Origin of the sequence: Streptomyces luteolus (genome assembly GCF_029968015.1) — a bacterium.
GTDB lineage: Bacteria > Actinomycetota > Actinomycetes > Streptomycetales > Streptomycetaceae > Streptomyces > Streptomyces luteolus.
Genome location: NZ_JASCIS010000002.1, coordinates 123,210 through 142,695, shown reverse-complemented (window position 1 = coordinate 142,695; position 19,486 = coordinate 123,210). Strand labels below are relative to the sequence as shown.

Sequence of the window (19,486 nt, the reverse complement as noted above, 5' to 3'; positions counted from 1 at the left end):
CCCCGAAACCCCCTCATCTTTTGCAGGGCCAGGAGACGCAGTCATGCAGACCAGTACGGGGCCGGCAGCGCCGCCCGCCAGATCCGGTGGCCCCCTCGACCGGTTCTTCCAGATAAGCGAGCGCGGCTCGACGTACGCCCGGGAGATACGCGGCGGTCTCGCCACGTTCTTCACCATGGCCTACATCCTGGTGCTCAACCCGATCATCCTCGGCAGCGCCAAGGACAAGTTCGGCGACCAGCTCGACCCCGCCCAACTGGCCACCGCCACCACACTGGTGGCCGCGATGATGACGATCATCATGGGCGTCGGCGGAAACCTGCCGCTTGCCCTCGCGGCGGGCCTCGGCCTCAACGCCGTCGTCGCCTTCCAGATCGCCCCGCTGATGAGCTGGGACGACGCGATGGGCCTCGTCGTCCTCGAAGGTGTGCTGATCTGCATCCTCGTGCTCACCGGCCTGCGGCAGGCCGTCATGCACGCCATCCCGCAGGCGCTCAAGCAGGCCATCAGCGTCGGCATCGGCCTGTTCATCGCGTTCATCGGCTTCGTCGACGCCGGCTTCGTCACCCGCGTCCCGGACGCCGCCAACAGCACTGTCCCCGTCCAGCTCGGCTCCGGCACGCTCGTCGGCTGGCCGATGCTGGTGTTCTGCCTCGGCGTGCTCCTGACCGTCGTCCTGCTCGCCCGCAAGGTCACCGGCGCGATCCTCATCAGCATCGCCGTGATGACGGTGCTCTCACTGATCATCAACTCGGTCGCCGACGTCAAGTCCTGGGGCCTGATCTCGCCGTCCCTGCCGGACAACGCCGTCGCCGCCCCGGACTTCGGACTGCTCGGACAGTTCGACGTCATCGGTGCCTTCGGCCAGGTCAGCGTCCTCACCGTGATCCTGCTGATCTTCACGCTGATCCTGTCCGACTTCTTCGACACCATGGGCACGATCGTCGGCGTCACCGCCGAGGCCGGACTCCTCGACGAGCGCGGCCAAGTGCCCGAGCTCGGCCGCGTCCTGCTCATCGACGGTGCCGCCGCCGTCGCGGGCGGTGCGGCCTCGGCCTCCTCGGCGACCACGTACGTGGAGTCCGCCGCCGGTGTCGGTGAAGGCGCGCGCACCGGCTTCGCCAGCGTGATCACCGGCGGCCTGTTCGCCGCCGCGCTCTTCCTCACCCCGGTCCTGACGATCGTGCCGCTGCAGGCCGCCTCCCCGGCCCTCGTCGCCGTCGGCTTCCTGATGATGACCCAGGTCAAGCACATCGACTGGGAGCGGTACGAGCTCGCCATCCCGGCCTTCCTCACCATCGCCGTGATGCCGATGACGTACTCGATCACCAACGGCATCGGCGCCGGCTTCGTGTCGTACGTCGTCATCAAGGCCTGCCTCGGCAAGGCCCGCGAGGTGCACTGGCTGCTGTGGGGCACCGCCGCCCTGTTCACCGTGTACTTCGCGATCGACCCGCTGGAGCAGCTGCTCGGGCTGAAGTAGCACCGCTGCTCGGCCTGAAGTAGCACCGCACGCGCAAGTAGCACCGCATGCGCAAGTAGCACCGCACGCGCACGACCGGAGGCCGTCGGGGCCCTGGCAGTCCGATGTCGATGTCGGATTCTCGCCAGCCCCGGCGGCCTCGTTCGGTGAAGCTTGACGCATGCACACCGACACCGAGAGCTGTGTACGCGCGGTCCAGGCGAAGGACGCCCGCTTCGACGGGGTGTTCTTCACGGCCGTCCTGACGACCGGGATCTACTGCCGTCCGAGCTGCCCTGTCGTACCGCCCAAACCGCGCAACATGCGCTTCTACCCGAGCGCCGCCGCCTGCCAGCAGGCCGGATACCGCGCCTGCAAGCGCTGCCGGCCCGACACCACACCCGGCTCGCCGCAGTGGAACCACCGCGCCGACCTCGTCGCCCGCGCCATGCGCCTGGTCGCCGACGGAATCGTCGACCGCGAGGGCGTCACCGGCCTCGCCACCCGCCTCGGCTACAGCGCCCGGCAGGTGGAGCGGCAGCTCCTCGCCGAACTCGGCGCCGGACCGCTCGCACTGGCCCGCGCGCAGCGCGCCCAGACGGCCCGCATCCTGATCGAGACCACCGAACTTCCCATGGCGGAGATCGCGTTCGCCGCCGGCTTCGCCTCGATCCGCACCTTCAACGACACCGTCCGCGAGGTGTACGCCCTCGCCCCCGGCGAACTCCGCACCCGAGCCACGGCCACCCGAGCCACGGCCACCCGCGCCACAGCCACCCGCGCCGCCCGCACCCCCGGCCGTACGGAGGCAGGCACCCCCGGAGTGCTGTCCCTCCGCCTCCCGTTCCGCGCCCCGCTCAACCCCAGCAACCTCTTCGGCCACCTCGCCGCGACCGCCGTACCCGGAGTCGAGGAGTGGCGCGACGGCGCCTACCGCCGCACCCTGCGCCTGCCGCACGGCCCCGGCGTCGTCGCCCTCACGCCCGCGCCCGACCACATCGGCTGCAGGCTCGCCCTCACCGACCAGCGCGACCTCACCGTGGCCATCAGCCGCTGCCGCCGCCTGCTCGACCTGGACGCCGACCCGGTCGCCGTCGACGAGCAGCTGCGCACCGACGAACTCCTCGCCCCGCTGGTCGACAAGGCCCCGGGCCGCCGCGTCCCGCGCACCGTCGACGAGCCGGAGTTCGCCGTACGCGCCGTCCTCGGCCAGCAGGTGTCCACGGCCGCCGCCCGCACCCACGCGGCCCGCCTCGTCCGCGCCCACGGAGAGCCGGTCGACGACCCCGAGGGCGGCCTCACCCACCTCTTCCCGTCCCCCGAGGCGCTCGCCGCCCTCGACCCCGAGTCCCTCGCCCTGCCCCGCAGCCGCCGCACCACCCTCACCACACTCGTACGTCAACTGGCCGACAGCACACTCAAGTTGGGCCCGGACAGCGACTGGGACGAAGCCCGCGCCCGGCTCACCGCGCTGCCCGGCTTCGGCCCCTGGACGGTCGAGGTCATCGCGATGCGCGCGCTCGGCGACCCGGACGCGTTCCTCCCCACCGACCTCGGCATCCGCCGCGCCGCCCAGGGCCTCGGCCTGCCCTCCACCCCGGCGGCCTTCACGGCACGCGCCGCGGCGTGGCGCCCCTGGCGGGCCTACGCGGTTCAGTACCTGTGGGCGACCGACGACCACCCCATCAACCACCTTCCGGCATAAGGACGTTGCCATGACCACCACGCACACACTTCTCGACAGCCCGTACGGCCCGCTCACCCTCGTCGCCACGGACGGCGCGCTGTCCGGCCTCTACATGACGGACCAGCGCCATCGCCCGCCCGAGGAGAACTTCGGCCTGCGCGTCGCTCCCGACGAGGCCCCCTTCGCCGAGGCGGCCCGCCAACTCGGGGAGTACTTCACGGGTGACCGCCACACCTTCGACCTGCCGCTCCACCTGGCAGGCACACCCTTCCAACGCCGGGTCTGGGAGGGCCTGTCGACCATCCCGTACGGCGAGACCCGCACGTACGGCGAACTGGCCGCGCAGCTCGGGAAGCCGAACGCCTCCCGCGCCGTGGGCCTCGCCAACGGCAAGAACCCCCTCGGCATCGTCGTCCCCTGCCACCGCGTGGTCGGCGCGAACGGCAGCCTCACCGGCTACGGCGGCGGACTCGACCGCAAGCGGCGGCTGTTGGAGCTTGAGGGGAGCGGGGCGGAGGAGGTGCTGTTCTGAACGCCGGGTAGGGTCCGCCGCGAAACGGGCCCAACTCGGTGCGGAAGAGCGGATGATGACGACGAAGGTGTGGCTGGGTGAGCCGGCTGCAAGGAACGAGAAGGCCTGCCCTTACGACAAGCGGGCTGAGCCGTATATGCCTTCCCGGAGCGGACGCTGCCGCCCGGCGGGACCGAGGAGTACCGCACCGCGCGTGGCGCGGGAGTGCGATCCTTCACCCTGTGGGCCGACCGGCACCGGCAGCAGGCCCTCGCATACGTGGTCACCAAGTCCGCGGCCAAGGGCCAGGCTTCGGCGTACGAGATCCTCGGCGCAGCTGGTGAGCCGCTGGCGCGCGTCGTGCGGGAGGGCGCCTTCAACAATGGTGCGGGCCGGACCCGTTGGACTGTGCAGCAGTCGGGTGGCCCCTCACTCGTCGCCCTGCTGAGGAGCCACGACGACGGCCCGCTCGGCAACTCCTGGGACACGAAGGAGGCGTAAGCGGTCCGTCAGCGACCGGCCACCCGCGCCAACAACGCCGGAAGCGCCGTGCCGATCGGCTCGCGGACGACCTCCGCGGCCAGTTCGTCGTACGGCGTCTCCTCGGCGTTGACGATGATCAGCCGCGCCCCGTGCTCCACCGCGAGCCCCACGAGCGACGCGGCGGGCTGCACCTGCAAGGTCGTCCCGACCGCGAGGAACAGGTCGCAGCCCTTCGCGACGGTCATCGCGGCGCCGAGCACCTCCGGGTCGAGCCGCTCGCCGAACATCACGGTCGCCGACTTCAGGATCCCGCCGCACACCAGGCACGCCGGGTCCGCCTCCCCGGCCTCCACGCGCGCCAGCGCCTCCGTCATCGACGAGCGCACGCCGCATCCGACGCAGACCACCGACCGGGCGGTGCCGTGCAGTTCGAGCACCTTGCGCTCGGGCATCCCGGCCGCCTGGTGCAGCCCGTCGACGTTCTGCGTGATCACCCGCACCGGCACCCCGGACCGCTCCAGGTCGGTGATCGCGCGATGCGCCGCGTTCGGCTCGGCCAGCAGCGTCCGATTGGCCCGCCGCATCTGCCACGACCGCCGCCGGATCTCGGGGTCCGATACGTACGCCTCGAACTCGACGAGCCGCTGCGCCTCCGGGTCCCGCCGCCAAAGCCCTTGCGGGCCGCGGTAGTCCGGGATGCCGGAGTCGGTGGAGATCCCGGCCCCGCTCAGAACGGCGACGAGTGGCCTTGTGGTCATGCGGCGAGGGTACGCAGGGGTGGGCGGCCGCCGCGAGCGGATTGCGCGCGGGGCCTCAGCGCGCCGGCTCGCCCTGCACCAGCTCCGCCGGACCCGCCCCCGCTTCGAGCGCCGCCAGCGCGGCCCGCACCCGGAGGACCAGCCAGGGCGGGCCGTACGCGTCGAGCTCCGCGGCCGGCACCAGACGCCAGGAGTCGAGCTCCTCGTCCTGCAGCACGATCGCGTCCAGCTGGTCCTGGGTGAGGACGCCGCCGTCGTAGAGGTACGAGGCGATCGGCGGGCGGCCGGGGCCCGAGACCCAGTCGATGGCGAGGAGCGGGCCGGGGGAGACGTCGAGCCCGATCTCCTCGACCGTCTCGCGTCGGGCCGCGTTGCGCGGGGTCTCGCCGTCGTCCGACTCGATGGTGCCGCCGGGCAGGGCCCAGCCCTCGCGGTAGTTCGGCTCAAGGATCAGGACGCGGCCGTCGGCGTCCCGGAACAGCATGGCGGCCCCGGCGAGGATCTTGGGCAGGCCCGCGATGTAGGCGGCGAAGTCGACAGTCACGCGATCGAGCGTATGCGGTGCGTGCTGGGGGCAGCTACGGGGAGGTGGCTTGGACTCGTGGCCGACCGCGGGGCTCTTTGTGGTTGCTCGCGCGGTTCCCCGCGCCCCTGAGGTGCGCACCGCGTGCGGCACCTCAGGGGGCGCGATCGGCTCCCGACCGCGCCAACTCGACCGTCTCCGCCGCCAGTTGGCTGATCCGCGTGCCGTCCCGGCCGAACACCGCGCTGCGGACCCGGTCCGCGAGTGGTTGGGTCCACTGTGGTGGCAGTGCGGCCGCCCCGCAGCGCACGCCCGCCACCGCGCCTGCCGTGGCGCCGTTGGAGTCGGTGTCGAGGCCGCCTCGTACCGTGAGCGCGATCGTGCGCGTGAAGTCCCCGTCCCCGTAGAGAAGTCCGGCCGCGATGACCGCCGCGTTCGGGACCGTGTGGATCCAGCCGTACCGCGCCGTGTCGTGCCCGACCGCGTCCAGCGTGTCCGACCAGGCGAGGCCCGCCGTGTGCAGCGACAGGACCCGGCGCACCGTACGGGCCAGGCGGCTGCTCGCCGGGATCACGGACTGTGCCGCTTCGAGCGCCGCACGAGGATCCGGTGCCGTGAACGCCGCCGCGACGAGTGCCGCCGCCCACATCGCCCCGTACACCCCGTTCCCGGTGTGCGAGAGCACCGCGTCCTTGCGGGCGAGCGCGGCGGCGCGGCGCGGTCGGCCCGGGCTTGTCAGGCCGAAGATGTCCGCGCGGATCAGCGCGCCGATCCACTCCTGGTACGGGTTGTCGCGCGTCGCGGTCAGCGGCGGCCGCAGCCCGTCGGCGAGATTGCGGTACGCGACCCGCTCGGCGGTGAACGTCTGCAGATACGGAAGCCGCAGCAGCCACAACTCGCCCACCTGCTCGGTCGTGAAGCCGAAGCCGTGCTCGGTCAGCAGGTCGAGGCCGAGGATCGTGTAGTCCACGTCGTCGTCGCGGCAGCTGCCGTCGATCCGGCCGCGCACGCAGGAGCGCCACTCGGGCCGCAGGTCGGCCGTGTCGGCGGCGTCCACCGGCTCGGGCAGGTAGTCGGTGAGCGGCAGGGCGTCGGCCCGCCGCAGATAGCGGTCGATGCGCGCCCGAGACCAGGTCTCACCCTGCTCGACCGGCTTGCCGAGCATGTTGCCCGCGATCCGGCCGAGCCAGCCGCCGTGGATCCGGTCGGCGACTTCGGCGACTTCGGCGTCCGGGAGGGAACCTGGGGAGGAGTTGCCCGGGACAGGGGTCATGTGTCCGGTCTACCGAAACTCTGGCCGGACCGCAGGGCCACAGGCATGCCGCCCCACTGAGGAAGGACATACCCGTACAAACCAGACCGCCGTACCGTCTCGTCGTACGGGCCGCCATGGGCAGGGAGCCTCACCGGGAGATAGGGTCTCAGCGGCGCGACTGCCTTGACGCGAGCAAGGCCCGGAAAGCAAGGGGATCCAAGGTGGCGGACGCTGCAGTGACGGCGGAGTCGGAACGCGCGCAGGCGCGACGCGTGCTGATTGCCGCGGACAAGTTCAAGGGCTCGCTGACGGCCGTGCAGGTCGCCCAGCGGGTGACGGCGGGCCTGCGCCGGGTCGACCCCGAGGTGCGGGTCGAGGCCCTGCCCGTCGCCGACGGCGGCGACGGCACAGTCGCGGCGGCCGTCGCGGGCGGCTTCGAACGCCGCGAGGTGACGGTGACCGGACCGCTCGGCACCGAGGTCATCGCGGCGTACGCGCTGCGCGGCGACACCGCCGTCGTGGAGATGGCCGAGGCCTCCGGCCTCCAGCTGCTCCCCGAGGGCGTCTTCGCCCCGCTCACGGCCACCACGTACGGCTCCGGCGAGCTGCTGCGCGCCGCGCTCGACGCCGGGGCCCGCACGATCGTCTTCGGCGTCGGCGGCAGCGCGACCACGGACGGCGGAGCCGGGATGCTGGCCGCGCTCGGCGCCAGGTTCCTCGACGAGGACGGCGAGCCCGTCGCCCCCGGCGGCGGCCCGCTGCGCGACCTCGCCTCGGCCGACCTCTCCGGCCTCGACCCGCGCTTCGCCGAGGTCGACCTGATCCTCGCCAGCGACGTCGACAACCCGCTGACGGGCCCGAAGGGCGCCCCGGCGGTGTACGGGCCGCAGAAGGGCGCGTCCCCGGAGGACGTGGAGACCCTGGACGCCGCCCTCGCGCACTTCGCCGTCGTCCTGGAGAAGTCCGTCGGCCCGCGCGCCGCCGAGCACGCGAAGGCGCCGGGCGCGGGCGCTGCGGGCGGCATCGGGTACGGGGCCCTGGTCGGGCTCGGCGCGCGGTTCCGGGCGGGCATCGACGTGATGCTGGACGTCCTGGGCTTCGGCCCGGCGCTCGACCGCGCCGACCTGGTGATCACCGGCGAGGGCTCGCTCGACGAGCAGACCCTGCACGGCAAGGCCCCGGCGGGGGTCGCCGCGGCGGCGCGGGCGGAGGGCGTGCAGGTGGTGGCGGTCTGCGGTCGCCTCCAGCTGTCCGAGGAGGCGCTGGTGAACGCCGGGATCTCCAAGGCGTATCCGCTGACCGCGGAGGAGCCGGACGTTGCGAAGTGCATCGCCGAGGCCGGCCCGATCCTCGAGCGGGTGGGGGAGCGAATCGGCCGGGAGCAGCTGCCGGGCTGACGCCTGCTTTCTCCCCGCCCCGCCCCTTCCCGAAAGCTTGCAGCGGCGGTCGGTCGGCTGCTGCGCCGTCGTGGTTGATCGCGCAGTTCCCCGCGCCCCTTTCGGGGCACGTGAAAATTCAGCCCCTCCGGCGATTGAGGAGGCCCGTCTGGCAAGACTTTCGGGAAGGGGCGGGGAGGGGAAACGAAAAGGGCCGGAACCACGGATGGTTCCGGCCCCTTCGCACGCCGCAAAGGCGAAAAGCTACGTCTGCGACGCCGCCCGAGCCTCGCGGCGGTTGTCCCGGAAGTTGTTCACGCGGCGAGCCGTCGCGAACAACGGGATCACCGCCCCGAGCACCAGCTGCAGCGCACAGCCCGTCTGCAGCAGCAGCTGACCACCGGGAGCGTCGAACGCCCAGGCCGCGAGCAGGCCCATGCTCGCGACGATCCACGCCAGCATCGCCACGGCGAGGCGCCCCCGCGGCTTCGGGTACTCGACCCGGCTCACCATCAGCCAGGCGGTGCCGATGATCGCCAGGAGCGTCGCCACGAAGGGCAGCTCCAGGAGCACGATCGACACGACCGTCAGCGCACCGAACGGCGAGGGCATGCCCTGGAAGGTGCCGTCCTTCACCGTCACGCAGGAGAATCTCGCAAGCCTGAGCACCACCGCCAACAGCACCACGATCGCGCCCACCGCCGCGACCCGCTGATACACGCCGTTGTCGGAGACCATGCCGTACACGAGCACGAAGTACGCCGGCGCGAGGCCGAAGCTGATCAGGTCCGAGAGGTTGTCCAGCTCCGCGCCCATCGGCGACGAGCGCAGCTTGCGGGCCACGAGGCCGTCGAAGAGGTCGAAGACGGCCGCGCACAGCATGAGGATCACCGCGGTGGCGGCGCTGTTACGGGCCATGCCCGTCTCGTCGCTGCCGGTGAGGTGCGGGATCAGGATGCCGGTGGTGGTGAAGTACACCGCCATGAAGCCGCAGGTGGCGTTCCCGAGGGTGAGGGTGTCCGCTATCGAGAGCCGCAGTGAGAGCGGCATCTCTTCCTCGGAGTCCTCCTCGTCGGCCTCGGGCACCCACCCGGCCTGTGTCTCTGGATCAATCACGGTCAATGCGAGTCACCCCAGCCACGGTCTTCTGACCGACCTCGACATCCACGTCGACGCCCTCGGGGAGGTAGATGTCGACGCGCGAGCCGAAGCGGATCAGGCCGATCCGCTCGCCCTGCTCCACCTTCGTGCCCTGCGGGATGTAGGGCACGATGCGCCGGGCCACGGCGCCCGCGATCTGCACCATCTCGATGTCGCCGAGCTCGGTGTCGAAGTGCCAGACAACGCGCTCGTTGTTCTCGCTCTCCTTGTTGAACGCCGGGACGAACCCGCCGGGGATGTGCTCCACGGACGTCACCGTGCCCGCGAGGGGCGCGCGGTTGACGTGGACGTTCAGCGGGCTCATGAAGATCGCGACGCGAGTGCGCCCGTCCTTCCACGGCATGATGCTCTGCACCACGCCGTCGGCCGGGGAGATGACCCGGCCCTGGGCGATCTCGCGCTCCGGGTCGCGGAAGAACCACAGCATGCCCGCCGCGAGCGCGGTGGCGGGTACGGCGACGGCCTTGGCGGCACCGGAGCGTCGCGAACGGGCCAGGCTGAGTGCCGCGGTGGCGACGGTCGGCAGGAGCCACGGCGATGCTCCGCGAGCAATGCGGCCGCCCAGGAGGCTGTCGCGTGGTGCAGAGGTTTGGCTGTGGGGCATGGATGACCTTCGTAGCGGATGATGCCGCGCAAGTGACGGGGGACGGCGGCTTTTCCGGGGATGCTATCGGTTGCGAGCCGCAACTGGGCAAGCCAGGAAGCCGAGTCGGCCGCCGAAGAGTGTTGACGGGGTGTGATCTTCCTCCTGAAGAAAACACCCCAAAAGGGACTTTCAGCCCTGGAATCGATACTCTTCGAGCAGTCGACGACCAATGATCATTTTCTGGATCTCGGCGGTACCTTCGCCGATCAGCAGCATCGGGGCCTCCCGGTAGAGGCGCTCGATCTCGTACTCCTTGGAGAAGCCGTATCCGCCATGGATACGGAACGCGTCCTCCACGACTTCTTTGCAGTATTCGGAGGCGAGGTACTTCGCCATCCCTGCCTCGAGGTCGTTTCGCTCCCCTGAGTCCTTTTTGCGTGCTGCGTTCACCATCATCGCATGCGCGGCCTCGACCTTGGTGGCCATCTCGGCCAGCTTGAACTGGATCGCCTGGTGCTGAGCGATCGGCTTGCCGAAAGTGTGACGTTGCTGGGCGTATGAGACACCCAACTCAAATGCACGCTGCGCGACTCCGCAGCCACGGGCAGCGACATTCACGCGGCCGACTTCGACACCGTCCATCATTTGGTAAAACCCTCGACCGGTGGTCCCGCCGAGTACGCGATTGGCCGGAATACGCAGGTCCTGCATGACCAGTTCGGTGGTGTCCACTCCCTTGTATCCCATTTTGTCGATCTTGCCGGGAATGGTGAGTCCGGGGCGCACCTCGCCGAAGCCCGGTTCCTTCTCTACGAGGAAGGTCGTCATCGACTTGTGCGGGGCCGTACCTTCGGGGTGGCCTTCGTCACTTCGGCAGAGAACGGCCACGAGCGTCGACGAACCGCCGTTCGTCAGCCACATCTTCTGACCGTTCAGGACGTACTCGTCGCCGTCGCGTACACCCTTCGACGTGATCGCCGACACGTCGGAGCCGAGCGCCGGCTCGGACATCGAGAACGCGCCGCGCACCTCCCCGAGCGCCATCCGCGGCAGGAAGTGGTCCTTCTGCTCCTGCGTGCCGTGCTGCTTGAGCATGTACGCCACGATGAAGTGCGTGTTGATGATCCCGGACACGGACATCCAGCCGCGCGCGATCTCCTCCACGCACAGCGCGTACGTCAGCAGCGACTCGCCCAGACCGCCGTACTCCTCGGGGATCATCAGGCCGAACAGGCCCAACTCCTTGAGGCCGTCCACGATCTGCTGCGGGTACTCGTCCCGGTGCTCCAGCTCCGTCGCGACCGGAATGATCTCCTTGTCGACGAAGTCCCGGACGGTGGACAGGATCTCCTGCTGAACGTCGGTCAGTCCGGCGGTCTGCGCGAGTCGGCTCATGGCTGTTTCTTCTCCCGCGTGTTGTTAGTTGGAAGGGGCCGGGCGGCCGGGCTGCTCGCCGCCGCGCTCCTTGATGTACGTCTCGGTGGGGACCATGACCTTGCGGCGGAAGACGCAGACCAGGGTGCCGTCCTGCTTGTAGCCCTTGGTCTCCACGTAGACGATGCCGCGGTCGTTCTTGGACCTGGACGGGGTCTTGTCGAGGACCGTCGTCTCGCCGTAGATGGTGTCGCCGTGGAAGGTCGGCGCCACGTGCTTCAGCGACTCGATCTCCAGGTTGGCGATGGCCTTGCCGGAGACGTCCGGGACGGACATGCCGAGAAGCAGCGAGTAGATGTAGTTCCCGACGACGACGTTCTTGCCGAAGTCCGTCGTCTTCTCCGCATAGTTGGTGTCCATGTGGAGCGGGTGGTGGTTCATGGTGAGGAGGCAGAAGAGGTGGTCGTCGTACTCGGTGACCGTCTTGCCGGGCCAGTGCTTGTAGACCGCGCCGACCTCGAACTCCTCGTAGGTGCGTCCGAATTGCATGGTGTCTTACGGCCCCTTCAGTCGACGGGAGTTTCGAACTTCGACGTACGGGTCATCCCTGCCGCGCGGCCCTTGCCCGAGATCACGAGGGCCATCTTGCGGCTGGCCTCGTCGATCATCTCGTCGCCGAGCATCGCGGAGCCCTTCTTGCCGCCCGCCTCGGACGTGCAGTAGTCGTACGCGTCCAGGATCAGCTCGGCGTGGTCGTAGTCCTCCTGCGACGGGGAGAAGATCTCGTTGGACGCCTCGACCTGGCCGGGGTGCAGCACCCACTTGCCGTCGAAGCCGAGGGCGGCGGCGCGGCCCGCGACCTCGCGGTAGCCCTCGACGTTGCGGATCTGCAGGTAAGGGCCGTCGATCGCCTGGAGGTTGTTGGCGCGGGCGGCCATCAGGATCTTCATCAGGATGTAGTGGTACGCGTCCGCGGTGTAGCCGGGCGGCTGCTCGCCGACGACGAGGGACTTCATGTTGATGGAGGCCATGAAGTCGGCCGGGCCGAAGATGATCGTCTCGGTGCGCGGGGAGGCCTGCGCGATCTCGTTGACGTTGTTGAGGCCCTGGGCGTTCTCGATCTGCGCCTCGATGCCGATCTTGCCGACCTCGAAGCCCATCGTCTTCTCGATCTGCGTGAGCAGCAGGTCGAGCGCGACGATCTGCTGGGCGTCCTGGACCTTCGGCAGCATGATGCAGTCGAGGTTCTGGCCGGCGCCCTCGACGACGGTGACGACGTCGCGGTAAGTCCACTCGGTGGTCCAGTCGTTGACGCGCACGACCCGCGTCTTGCCGGTCCAGTCGCCCTCGTTGAGGAACTTCACGATGGTGTGCCGGGCCTCCGGCTTGGCCAGCGGGGCGCAGGCGTCCTCCAGGTCGAGGAAGACCTGGTCGGCGGGCAGGCCCTGGGCCTTCTCCAGGAAGCGCGGGTTCGAGCCGGGTACGGCCAGACACGAACGGCGCGGACGGAGACGGTTTGAATCCGAAGGGCCGGTCGCGGAGCGGCCGTCAGGCAGGGCGGTGGCGGGAGACGGGCGGGTCATGCGGGGACCTCCAGAGGGTCGAGCTTGTTCGCTAGCCGGATCTCGTCGACGATACGGCCGATGATCTCCGTGATGCCGAAGTCCTTCGGGGTGAAGACGGCGGCGACTCCCGCCCTCTTCAGGTCCTCGGCGTCGGCGTTGGGGATGATGCCGCCGACGATCACGGGGATGTCGGTGGCGCCCGCCTCGCGAAGCCGGTCGAGCACGTCCGGCACCAGCTCGGCGTGCGACCCGGACAGGATCGACAGGCCGACGCAGTGCACGTCCTCGGCGAGCGCGGCGGACACGATCTGCTCCGGGGTGAGCCGGATGCCCTGGTAGACCACCTCGAACCCGGCGTCGCGGGCCCGCACGGCGATCTGCTCGGCACCGTTGGAGTGCCCGTCCAGGCCCGGCTTGCCGACCAGCAGGCGGAGCTTGCCGCCGAGTTCGTCACCGGTGCGCCGGACCTTGTCCCGTACGAGAGCGAGCTGCGAGCCCTCCTCGGCGGGCACCGCGACCGGTGCCGACGAGACCCCGGTCGGCGCGCGGAACTCGCCGAAGACCTCGCGGAGCGCGCCCGCCCACTCGCCGGTCGTGACCCCGGCGCGGGCGCACTCCAGGGTGGCCTCCATCAGGTTCTCCGTACCGGCGGCCGCCTCCTTCAGGCGGTCCAGCGCCTGCTGGGTGGTGGGCCAGTGGAACGGGTCGCCCATGCCCTGGCGGTCGCTGGACTCCTGACGCGTGGTGCGCCAGTCGCCGATGGCCCGGACGACCCTGGCCTCGACCTCGTGGTCGACGGTCATGATGGCCGCGTCCAGGTCGGCGGTGAGCGGGTTGGGCTCGGTCGACTCGTAGCAGTTGACGCCGACGATCTTGTCCTCGCCGGCCTCGATCCTGGCCCGGCGCTCGGCGTGCGAGGAGACCAGCTGCGACTTGAGGTAGCCGGACTCGACGGCCGCCATCGCGCCGCCCATCTCCTGGATCCGGTCGATCTCGGCGAGCGACTCGGCGACAAGCGCGTCGACCTTCTTCTCGATGACGTGCGACCCGGCGAAGATGTCCTCGTACTCCAACAGGTCGCTCTCGTGCGCGAGAACCTGCTGGATACGGAGCGACCACTGCTGGTCCCACGGCCTGGGCAGCCCCAACGCCTCGTTCCACGCCGGGAGTTGGACGGCGCGGGCGCGGGCGTCCTTGGAGAGCGTCACGGCCAGCATCTCCAGGACGATGCGCTGGACGTTGTTCTCCGGCTGAGCCTCGGTCAGGCCGAGGGAGTTGACCTGCACGCCGTAGCGGAAGCGGCGCTGCTTCGCGTCCTCGATGCCGTACCGCTCGCGCGTGATCTGGTCCCAGATCTGCCCGAACGCCCGCATCTTGCACATCTCCTCGATGAAGCGGACGCCCGCGTTCACGAAGAAGGAGATACGGGCCACGACGTCCCCGAACTTCTCGGCGGGGACCTGCCCTGAGTCGCGTACGGCATCGAGAACCGCGATGGCGGTGGACATCGCGTACGCGATCTCCTGGACCGGTGTGGCCCCCGCCTCCTGGAGGTGGTAGCTGCAGATGTTGATCGGGTTCCACTTGGGGATGTTCGCCACCGTGTACGTGATCATGTCGGTGGTGAGGCGCAGCGAAGGACCCGGCGGGAAGACGTGCGTGCCCCGCGACAGGTACTCCTTGACGATGTCGTTCTGCGTCGTCCCCTGGAGCTGGGTGATGTCCGCGCCCTGCTCCTCCGCGACGACCTGGTAGAGCGCCAGAAGCCACATGGCGGTGGCGTTGATGGTCATCGAGGTGTTCATCTGCTCCAGGGGGATGTCCTGGAACAGGCGCCGCATGTCACCGAGATGGGAGACGGGGACGCCGACCCGGCCGACCTCGCCGCGGGCGAGGATGTGGTCCGGGTCGTAGCCCGTCTGGGTCGGCAGGTCGAAGGCGACAGACAGACCCGTCTGGCCCTTGGCGAGGTTGCGCCGGTACAGCTCGTTGGACGCCTCCGCCGTGGAGTGACCGGCGTAGGTCCGCATGAGCCACGGCCGGTCCTTCTGACGCTCAGTCATCAGCTGCTTCTCCTCAGGGAGTTCGGACGTACGTTCAGACGTTCCGGAAGCGGTTGATGGCGTCGATGTGCTGCGCGCGCTTCTCCTGGTCGCGCACACCGAGCCCCTCCTCGGGCGCGAGCGCGAGGACGCCGACCTTGCCCTGGTGGAGGTTGCGGTGCACGTCGTACGCGGCCTGGCCGGTGTCCTCCAGCTTGTACGTCTTGGACAGCGTGGGGTGGATCTTGCCCTTGGAGATCAGGCGGTTGGCCTCCCACGCCTCGCGGTAGTTGGCGAAGTGTGAGCCGATGATCCGCTTCAGCGACATCCACAGGTAGCGGTTGTCGTACTCGTGCATGTAGCCCGAGGTGGAGGCGCAGGTGGTGATGGTGCCGCCCTTGCGGGTCACGTAGACCGAGGCGCCGAAGGTCTCGCGGCCGGGGTGCTCGAAGACGATGTCGATGTCCTCGCCGCCGGTGAACTCGCGGATGCGCTTGCCGAAGCGCTTCCACTCCTTCGGGTCCTGGGTGCGCTCGTCCTTCCAGAACTTGTAGCCCTCGGCGCTGCGGTCGATGATCGCGTCGGCGCCCATCGCCCGGCAGATGTCGGCCTTCTGCTCGCTGGAGACGACACAGATCGGGTTGGCCCCGCCCGCGAGCGCGAACTGCGTGGCGTACGAGCCGAGTCCGCCGGAGGCGCCCCAGATCAGGACGTTGTCGCCCTGCTTCATGCCGGCGCCGTTGCGGGAGACCAGCTGGCGGTACGCGGTGGAGTTCACCAGACCGGGCGCCGCCGCCTCCTCCCAGCTCAGGTGGTCCGGCTTCGGCATCAGCTGGTTGGACTTGACGAGCGCGATCTCGGCGAGGCCGCCGAAGTTGGTCTCGAAGCCCCAGATGCGCTGCTCGGGGTCGAGCATCGTGTCGTTGTGGCCGTCGCTGGACTCCAGCTCGACGGAGAGGCAGTGCGCGACGACCTCGTCACCGGGGTTCCAGGCGTTCACGCCGGGGCCGGTGCGCAGGACGACGCCCGCGAGGTCGGAGCCGATGATGTGGTACGGCAGGTCGTGGCGCTTGGTGAGCTCGCTGAGGCGGCCGTACCGCTCCAGGAAGCCGAAGGTCGACAGCGGCTCGAAGATCGAGGTCCAGACCGAGTTGTAGTTCACGGAGCTGGCCATCACGGCGACCAGGGCCTCGCCCGGGCCGAGTTCGGGCACCGGCACGTCGTCCAGGTGGATCGACTTGCGCGGGTCCTTGTCGCGGGTCTCAAGCCCGGCGAACATCTCCGTCTCGTCCTTGTGCACGGTGATCGCGCGGTACGAGTCGGGCAGGGGCAGCGCGGCGAAGTCGGCGGACGTGGCGGTCTGCGACTGGATCGCGTCGAGGATTTCCTTCATGGGTGTGCCTCCGGCGAAAAGCGAGTGAGGGGAACGCTTTTTGAGGGACGTCGGGGTGATGAAGCGGTGCTGAGGTGATGCCGTCGGTTCGGCGGAGGTGGTGGTGCTCGGCGAGCGCCTGGTGGGCGCGGGAGGTGCCTGTGACGCAGGCGTCCGGGCGGGCGCGAGACCCCGTGCGGGGCTTGCTTGGACAGCCGGCGTACGGAGGATCTATGCACGCCGGCCGCCCGGACTGACTTCAACGTATGACACGGCGTGCCAGTGCACAAGGCACTCGGTGCCAGGACTTTCTCTCAGTTGTCAGCGAGCCGCTTCATTTGAGCGATGATCGATCATTGCAGGTCAGAAGGGGTGCGGAAGGGGCTGGAAGGGGCGTACGACGAAGGCGCCGGGCGAACTGATCGATCAGTTCGGCCGGCGCCTTCGCGTCGCGGTGTCGTGAGGAGTGCGGTCAGTGGTCCCGCAGTGCCGTCTCGATGGTGCGCATGACCTCGTCGAGAGGAGCGTCCGTACGGGCCACGGTGACCAGTACCTCGCCGTGCGCGGAGGCGGTCGCCGCAGGGGCCGGAAGAGAGGTGCTCTCCCGGCCCGCGCCTATGCCCGAGCCGAACGTCTTGCGCACGATCGCGAACGCGTGGTCCAGCTGCGTCTCCACGTCGCCCTGGCCGCCGGCCCGCAGCCAGCGCCGCAGTACGTGGTTGTGGGCGGTGACGACCGCCGAGGCCGCGACCTCGGCGAGCAGCGGGTCGTCGTTGCCGTCGTGGTGCGCGCTCTCGTCGAAGTGGCCCAGGAGATAGCGGGTGAACAGCCGCTCGTACCGGGCCACCGAGGCGATCTCGCGCTCGCGCAGCGTCGGCACCTCACGGGTCAGGCGATAGCGCTCCACGGACACCGTCGGCGAGGCCGCGTACATCTTCATGACTTCCTTGATGCCCCGGCACACCGTGTCGAGCGGGTGCTCGTGCGGCGGTGCGGCGTTCAGGACCGCTTCGGCGCGGATCAGGGTGTCGTCGTGGTCCGGGAAGATGGCCTCTTCCTTGGAGCGGAAGTGGCGGAAGAAGGTGCGGCGGGCCACCCCGGCCGTCGCGGCGATCTCGTCGACGGTGGTCGCCTCGTACCCCTTCGTCGCGAAGAGCTCCATCGCGGCGGCCGCCAGCTCCCGGCGCATTTTCAGCCGCTGGGCCGCGGCACGGGAGCCCGCGGGCGTCGCGGGCGCCTCCGGGGCATCGGCGGAGGCGGGTGTACGGGGGGACTTGGCGGCCTTGGACATGGACCGAACGTACTGCATGTCCGCAGCGAGGCGCGCCTCAGGGAGCGGGCCGCCCGGCGTACCGAGCAGCCCTCCCCAGTCGGCGCGTGTCTCAGCGCCTGGCATATTCGCGGAAGCCGCGGCCCGTCTTGCGGCCGAGGCACCCCGCGGCGACCAGGTGCTCCAGGAGGGGGGCCGGCGCCAGGCCCGGGTCGCGGAACTCGCGGTGCAGCACCTTCTCGATGGCGAGGGAGACGTCCAGACCGACGACGTCCAGGAGCTCGAACGGCCCCATCGGGTAGCCGCCGCCCAGCTTCATCGCGGTGTCGATGTCGTCGAGCGAGGCGTAGTGCTCCTCCACCATCTTGATCGCGTTGTTCAGGTACGGGAACAGCAGCGCGTTCACGATGAAGCCCGCGCGGTCCCCGCAGTCCACCGGGTGCTTGCGGATCCTCGTGCACACCTCGCGGACCGTGGCGTGCACGTCGTCACCGGTCAGGACGGTGCGGACCACCTCGACCAGCTTCATCGCCGGGGCCGGGTTGAAGAAGTGCATGCCGATCACGTCCTGCGGGCGCGAGGTCGCGCGGGCGCAGGCGACGACGGGCAGCGAGGAGGTGGTGGTCGCGAGGACCGCACCCGGCTTGCAGACCTTGTCCAGGGTCTGGAACAGCTGCTGCTTGACCTCCAGGTCCTCCGCGACCGCCTCCACGGCCAGGTCGACCTCGGCGAACGCGTCCAGGGTGTCGGCCGGGGTGATCAGGGCGAGCGTCGCGTCCGCCTTCTCCTGGGGCATCCGCCCCTTGGCGACCGAGCGCGAAAGCGACTTGCCGATACGGGACTTGGCGGCGTCGGCCTTCTCCTGGCTGCGCGCCGCGAGCACCACCTCGTACCCCGCCTTGGCGAACACCTCGGCGATGCCGGACGCCATCGTGCCCGAGCCCGCCACACCCACCGAGCGCACGTCACGGCCCCGCGCCGCCTCCGACGCGGTCACCGGGGTGAGCGCGTCCGGCACCACCTCGTCGCTGCCCGGCTCCGCGTACGTGTAGAAGCCGCGGCCCGCCTTGCGGCCGGTCAGGCCCGCCTCGGCGAGCTGCTTCAGGATCGGCGCGGGGGCGTGCAGGCGGTCCCGGGAGTCCGCGTACATCGCGTCCAGGACGGTCCTGGCGGTGTCGACGCCGATCAGGTCGAGCAGCGCGAGCGGGCCCATCGGCAGTCCGCAGCCCAGCTTCATCGCCGCGTCGATGTCCTCGCGCGAGGCGTACCTCGCCTCGTACATCGCGGCCGCCTGGTTGAGGTAGCCGAAGAGCAGCCCGTCCGCGACGAAGCCGGGGCGGTCGCCGACCGAGACCGGCTCCTTGCCGAGGTCCAGGGCGAGCGAGGTGACCGCCTCGACGGTCTGCGGGGCGGTCAGGACCGAGGAGACCACCTCGACCAGCTTCATGGCCGGCGCCGGGTTGAAGAAGTGCAGCCCGACGACCCGCTCCGGGTTGGCGGAGTCGGCCGCGAGCCGGGTCACGGAGAGCGCGTTGGTGCCGGTGGCGAGGATCGTCTCGGGGCGGACGATCGTGTCGAGCCCACGCAGGACCTGGCTCTTGATCTCGTACGACTCCGGCACCACTTCGATCACCAGGTCGGCCTCGGCCGCGGCCTGCAGGTCCGTGAACGTACGGAAGCGGGAGAGGGCGCCCTGCCGCTCCTGCTCGGTGAGGCGCTCGCGGCGCACGGCCCGGGCGGTCGACGCTTCGAGGGCGCCGACGGCCTGCGCCGCGGCGACCTCGCTGATGTCGATGCCGATGACCTCGCGGCCCGCACGGGCGAGGACCTCGGCGATCCCGGTGCCCATGGTGCCGAGGCCGACGACGGCGACGGTGTGCAGAGGGGTACGGTCCATCGCGGACTCCAGAGGGTGTGAGTGACGACTGAGAGGGCGCACGGCGCTTGCGGTGAACTGCTGCGCAGCGTGCGGGAGTTGGTTTCGTGGTCCGGGCCGTCGCGTACGGAGCGACGGTTCCGGTTGAGGTGAAGCGACGGGCCCTGTCCCGGGGCCCGCGTCGT

17 protein-coding genes are annotated in these 19,486 nt (G+C 70.1%); 5 read left to right on the top strand and 12 right to left on the bottom strand.

The window, feature by feature from the left end; all coding sequences use genetic code 11:
* Nucleotides 1–43 precede the first annotated feature (43 nt).
* The 4 genes from QIT00_RS02365 (at nt 44) to QIT00_RS02350 (ending at nt 4,161) form a co-directional block, all read left to right on the top strand.
* Nucleotides 44–1,483 carry an NCS2 family permease gene (locus tag QIT00_RS02365; RefSeq protein WP_282533336.1) on the top strand — a complete coding sequence of 480 codons (1,440 nt, stop codon included), beginning with the start codon at nt 44–46 and terminating at the stop codon, nt 1,481–1,483.
* 160 nt (nt 1,484–1,643) lie between these two features.
* On the top strand, nt 1,644–3,167 hold the full coding sequence (locus QIT00_RS02360) for an AlkA N-terminal domain-containing protein (protein WP_282533335.1): 1,524 nt from the start codon (nt 1,644–1,646) through the stop codon (nt 3,165–3,167).
* Nucleotides 3,168–3,177: 10 nt separating this feature from the next.
* The gene (locus QIT00_RS02355; protein ID WP_282533334.1) at nt 3,178–3,681 is read left to right on the top strand and encodes a methylated-DNA--[protein]-cysteine S-methyltransferase; all 504 of its coding nucleotides are present in this window, start codon (nt 3,178–3,180) and stop codon (nt 3,679–3,681) included.
* Between the two features lie 204 nt (nt 3,682–3,885).
* Nucleotides 3,886–4,161, top strand: coding sequence for a hypothetical protein (locus QIT00_RS02350; protein WP_282533333.1), 276 nt, complete (start codon nt 3,886–3,888; stop codon nt 4,159–4,161).
* Nucleotides 4,162–4,169: 8 nt separating this feature from the next.
* Here the strand turns inward: QIT00_RS02350 and QIT00_RS02345 are convergent, their stop codons facing one another.
* The 3 genes from QIT00_RS02345 to QIT00_RS02335 form a co-directional block, all read right to left on the bottom strand.
* Nucleotides 4,170–4,901, bottom strand: coding sequence for an SIR2 family NAD-dependent protein deacylase (locus QIT00_RS02345; protein WP_282533332.1), 732 nt, complete (start codon nt 4,899–4,901; stop codon nt 4,170–4,172).
* A 55-nt stretch (nt 4,902–4,956) separates the two neighbouring features.
* The gene (locus QIT00_RS02340; RefSeq protein ID WP_282533490.1) at nt 4,957–5,385 is read right to left on the bottom strand and encodes an NUDIX domain-containing protein; all 429 of its coding nucleotides are present in this window, start codon (nt 5,383–5,385) and stop codon (nt 4,957–4,959) included.
* Nucleotides 5,386–5,578: 193 nt separating this feature from the next.
* The gene (locus tag QIT00_RS02335) at nt 5,579–6,697 is read right to left on the bottom strand and encodes an ADP-ribosylglycohydrolase family protein (RefSeq protein WP_282533331.1); all 1,119 of its coding nucleotides are present in this window, start codon (nt 6,695–6,697) and stop codon (nt 5,579–5,581) included.
* Nucleotides 6,698–6,951: 254 nt separating this feature from the next.
* Between QIT00_RS02335 and QIT00_RS02330 the strand changes: the two genes are divergently transcribed.
* Nucleotides 6,952–8,076, top strand: a complete 1,125-nt coding sequence (locus QIT00_RS02330; RefSeq protein ID WP_349017153.1) for a glycerate kinase — start codon at nt 6,952–6,954, stop codon at nt 8,074–8,076.
* Nucleotides 8,077–8,319: 243 nt separating this feature from the next.
* On the opposite strand, the gene pssA is transcribed toward QIT00_RS02330, so the two are convergent.
* The 9 genes from pssA to QIT00_RS02285 form a co-directional block, all read right to left on the bottom strand.
* The gene (pssA, locus tag QIT00_RS02325) at nt 8,320–9,141 is read right to left on the bottom strand and encodes a CDP-diacylglycerol--serine O-phosphatidyltransferase (RefSeq protein WP_282533489.1); all 822 of its coding nucleotides are present in this window, start codon (nt 9,139–9,141) and stop codon (nt 8,320–8,322) included.
* 22 nt (nt 9,142–9,163) lie between these two features.
* A complete protein-coding gene (locus tag QIT00_RS02320; RefSeq protein WP_282533329.1) occupies nt 9,164–9,820 on the bottom strand; it encodes a phosphatidylserine decarboxylase in 657 nt (218 codons plus the stop codon).
* 171 nt (nt 9,821–9,991) lie between these two features.
* Nucleotides 9,992–11,197 carry an acyl-CoA dehydrogenase family protein gene (locus QIT00_RS02315; protein ID WP_282533328.1) on the bottom strand — a complete coding sequence of 402 codons (1,206 nt, stop codon included), beginning with the start codon at nt 11,195–11,197 and terminating at the stop codon, nt 9,992–9,994.
* A gap of 24 nt (nt 11,198–11,221) precedes the next feature.
* Complete coding sequence (locus tag QIT00_RS02310) at nt 11,222–11,725, bottom strand: MaoC family dehydratase (RefSeq protein ID WP_282533327.1); 504 nt, start codon at nt 11,723–11,725, stop codon at nt 11,222–11,224.
* A gap of 17 nt (nt 11,726–11,742) precedes the next feature.
* Nucleotides 11,743–12,759 carry an HpcH/HpaI aldolase/citrate lyase family protein gene (locus QIT00_RS02305; protein ID WP_282533326.1) on the bottom strand — a complete coding sequence of 339 codons (1,017 nt, stop codon included), beginning with the start codon at nt 12,757–12,759 and terminating at the stop codon, nt 11,743–11,745.
* The gene (locus QIT00_RS02300; protein WP_282533325.1) at nt 12,756–14,804 is read right to left on the bottom strand and encodes a protein meaA; all 2,049 of its coding nucleotides are present in this window, start codon (nt 14,802–14,804) and stop codon (nt 12,756–12,758) included. The genes QIT00_RS02305 and QIT00_RS02300 overlap by 4 nt, the downstream gene beginning before the upstream one ends.
* 34 nt (nt 14,805–14,838) lie before the next feature.
* The gene (ccrA, locus tag QIT00_RS02295; RefSeq protein WP_282533324.1) at nt 14,839–16,176 is read right to left on the bottom strand and encodes a crotonyl-CoA carboxylase/reductase; all 1,338 of its coding nucleotides are present in this window, start codon (nt 16,174–16,176) and stop codon (nt 14,839–14,841) included.
* Nucleotides 16,177–16,627: 451 nt separating this feature from the next.
* Complete coding sequence (locus tag QIT00_RS02290; RefSeq protein ID WP_282533323.1) at nt 16,628–17,446, bottom strand: TetR family transcriptional regulator; 819 nt, start codon at nt 17,444–17,446, stop codon at nt 16,628–16,630.
* Between the two features lie 91 nt (nt 17,447–17,537).
* Entirely contained in the window at nt 17,538–19,322 is a 1,785-nt protein-coding gene (locus tag QIT00_RS02285) for a 3-hydroxyacyl-CoA dehydrogenase family protein (protein ID WP_282533322.1), read from the bottom strand.
* Between the last annotated feature and the right edge of the window lie 164 nt (nt 19,323–19,486).

What these genes read in the sequence shown, in the direction of transcription:
- QIT00_RS02365 (WP_282533336.1), top strand. Translation starts at nt 44, where the DNA reads ATGCAGACCAGTACGGGGCCGGCAGCGCCGCCCGCCAGATCCGGTGGC.
- QIT00_RS02360 (WP_282533335.1), top strand. Translation starts at nt 1,644, where the DNA reads ATGCACACCGACACCGAGAGCTGTGTACGCGCGGTCCAGGCGAAGGAC.
- QIT00_RS02355 (WP_282533334.1), top strand. Translation starts at nt 3,178, where the DNA reads ATGACCACCACGCACACACTTCTCGACAGCCCGTACGGCCCGCTCACC.
- QIT00_RS02345 (WP_282533332.1), bottom strand. Translation starts at nt 4,901, where the DNA reads ATGACCACAAGGCCACTCGTCGCCGTTCTGAGCGGGGCCGGGATCTCC.
- QIT00_RS02340 (WP_282533490.1), bottom strand. Translation starts at nt 5,385, where the DNA reads ATGCTGTTCCGGGACGCCGACGGCCGCGTCCTGATCCTTGAGCCGAAC.
- QIT00_RS02335 (WP_282533331.1), bottom strand. Translation starts at nt 6,697, where the DNA reads ATGACCCCTGTCCCGGGCAACTCCTCCCCAGGTTCCCTCCCGGACGCC.
- QIT00_RS02320 (WP_282533329.1), bottom strand. Translation starts at nt 9,820, where the DNA reads ATGCCCCACAGCCAAACCTCTGCACCACGCGACAGCCTCCTGGGCGGC.
- QIT00_RS02315 (WP_282533328.1), bottom strand. Translation starts at nt 11,197, where the DNA reads ATGAGCCGACTCGCGCAGACCGCCGGACTGACCGACGTTCAGCAGGAG.
- QIT00_RS02310 (WP_282533327.1), bottom strand. Translation starts at nt 11,725, where the DNA reads ATGCAATTCGGACGCACCTACGAGGAGTTCGAGGTCGGCGCGGTCTAC.
- QIT00_RS02305 (WP_282533326.1), bottom strand. Translation starts at nt 12,759, where the DNA reads ATGACCCGCCCGTCTCCCGCCACCGCCCTGCCTGACGGCCGCTCCGCG.
- QIT00_RS02300 (WP_282533325.1), bottom strand. Translation starts at nt 14,804, where the DNA reads ATGACTGAGCGTCAGAAGGACCGGCCGTGGCTCATGCGGACCTACGCC.
- ccrA (WP_282533324.1), bottom strand. Translation starts at nt 16,176, where the DNA reads ATGAAGGAAATCCTCGACGCGATCCAGTCGCAGACCGCCACGTCCGCC.
- QIT00_RS02290 (WP_282533323.1), bottom strand. Translation starts at nt 17,446, where the DNA reads ATGTCCAAGGCCGCCAAGTCCCCCCGTACACCCGCCTCCGCCGATGCC.
- QIT00_RS02285 (WP_282533322.1), bottom strand. Translation starts at nt 19,322, where the DNA reads ATGGACCGTACCCCTCTGCACACCGTCGCCGTCGTCGGCCTCGGCACC.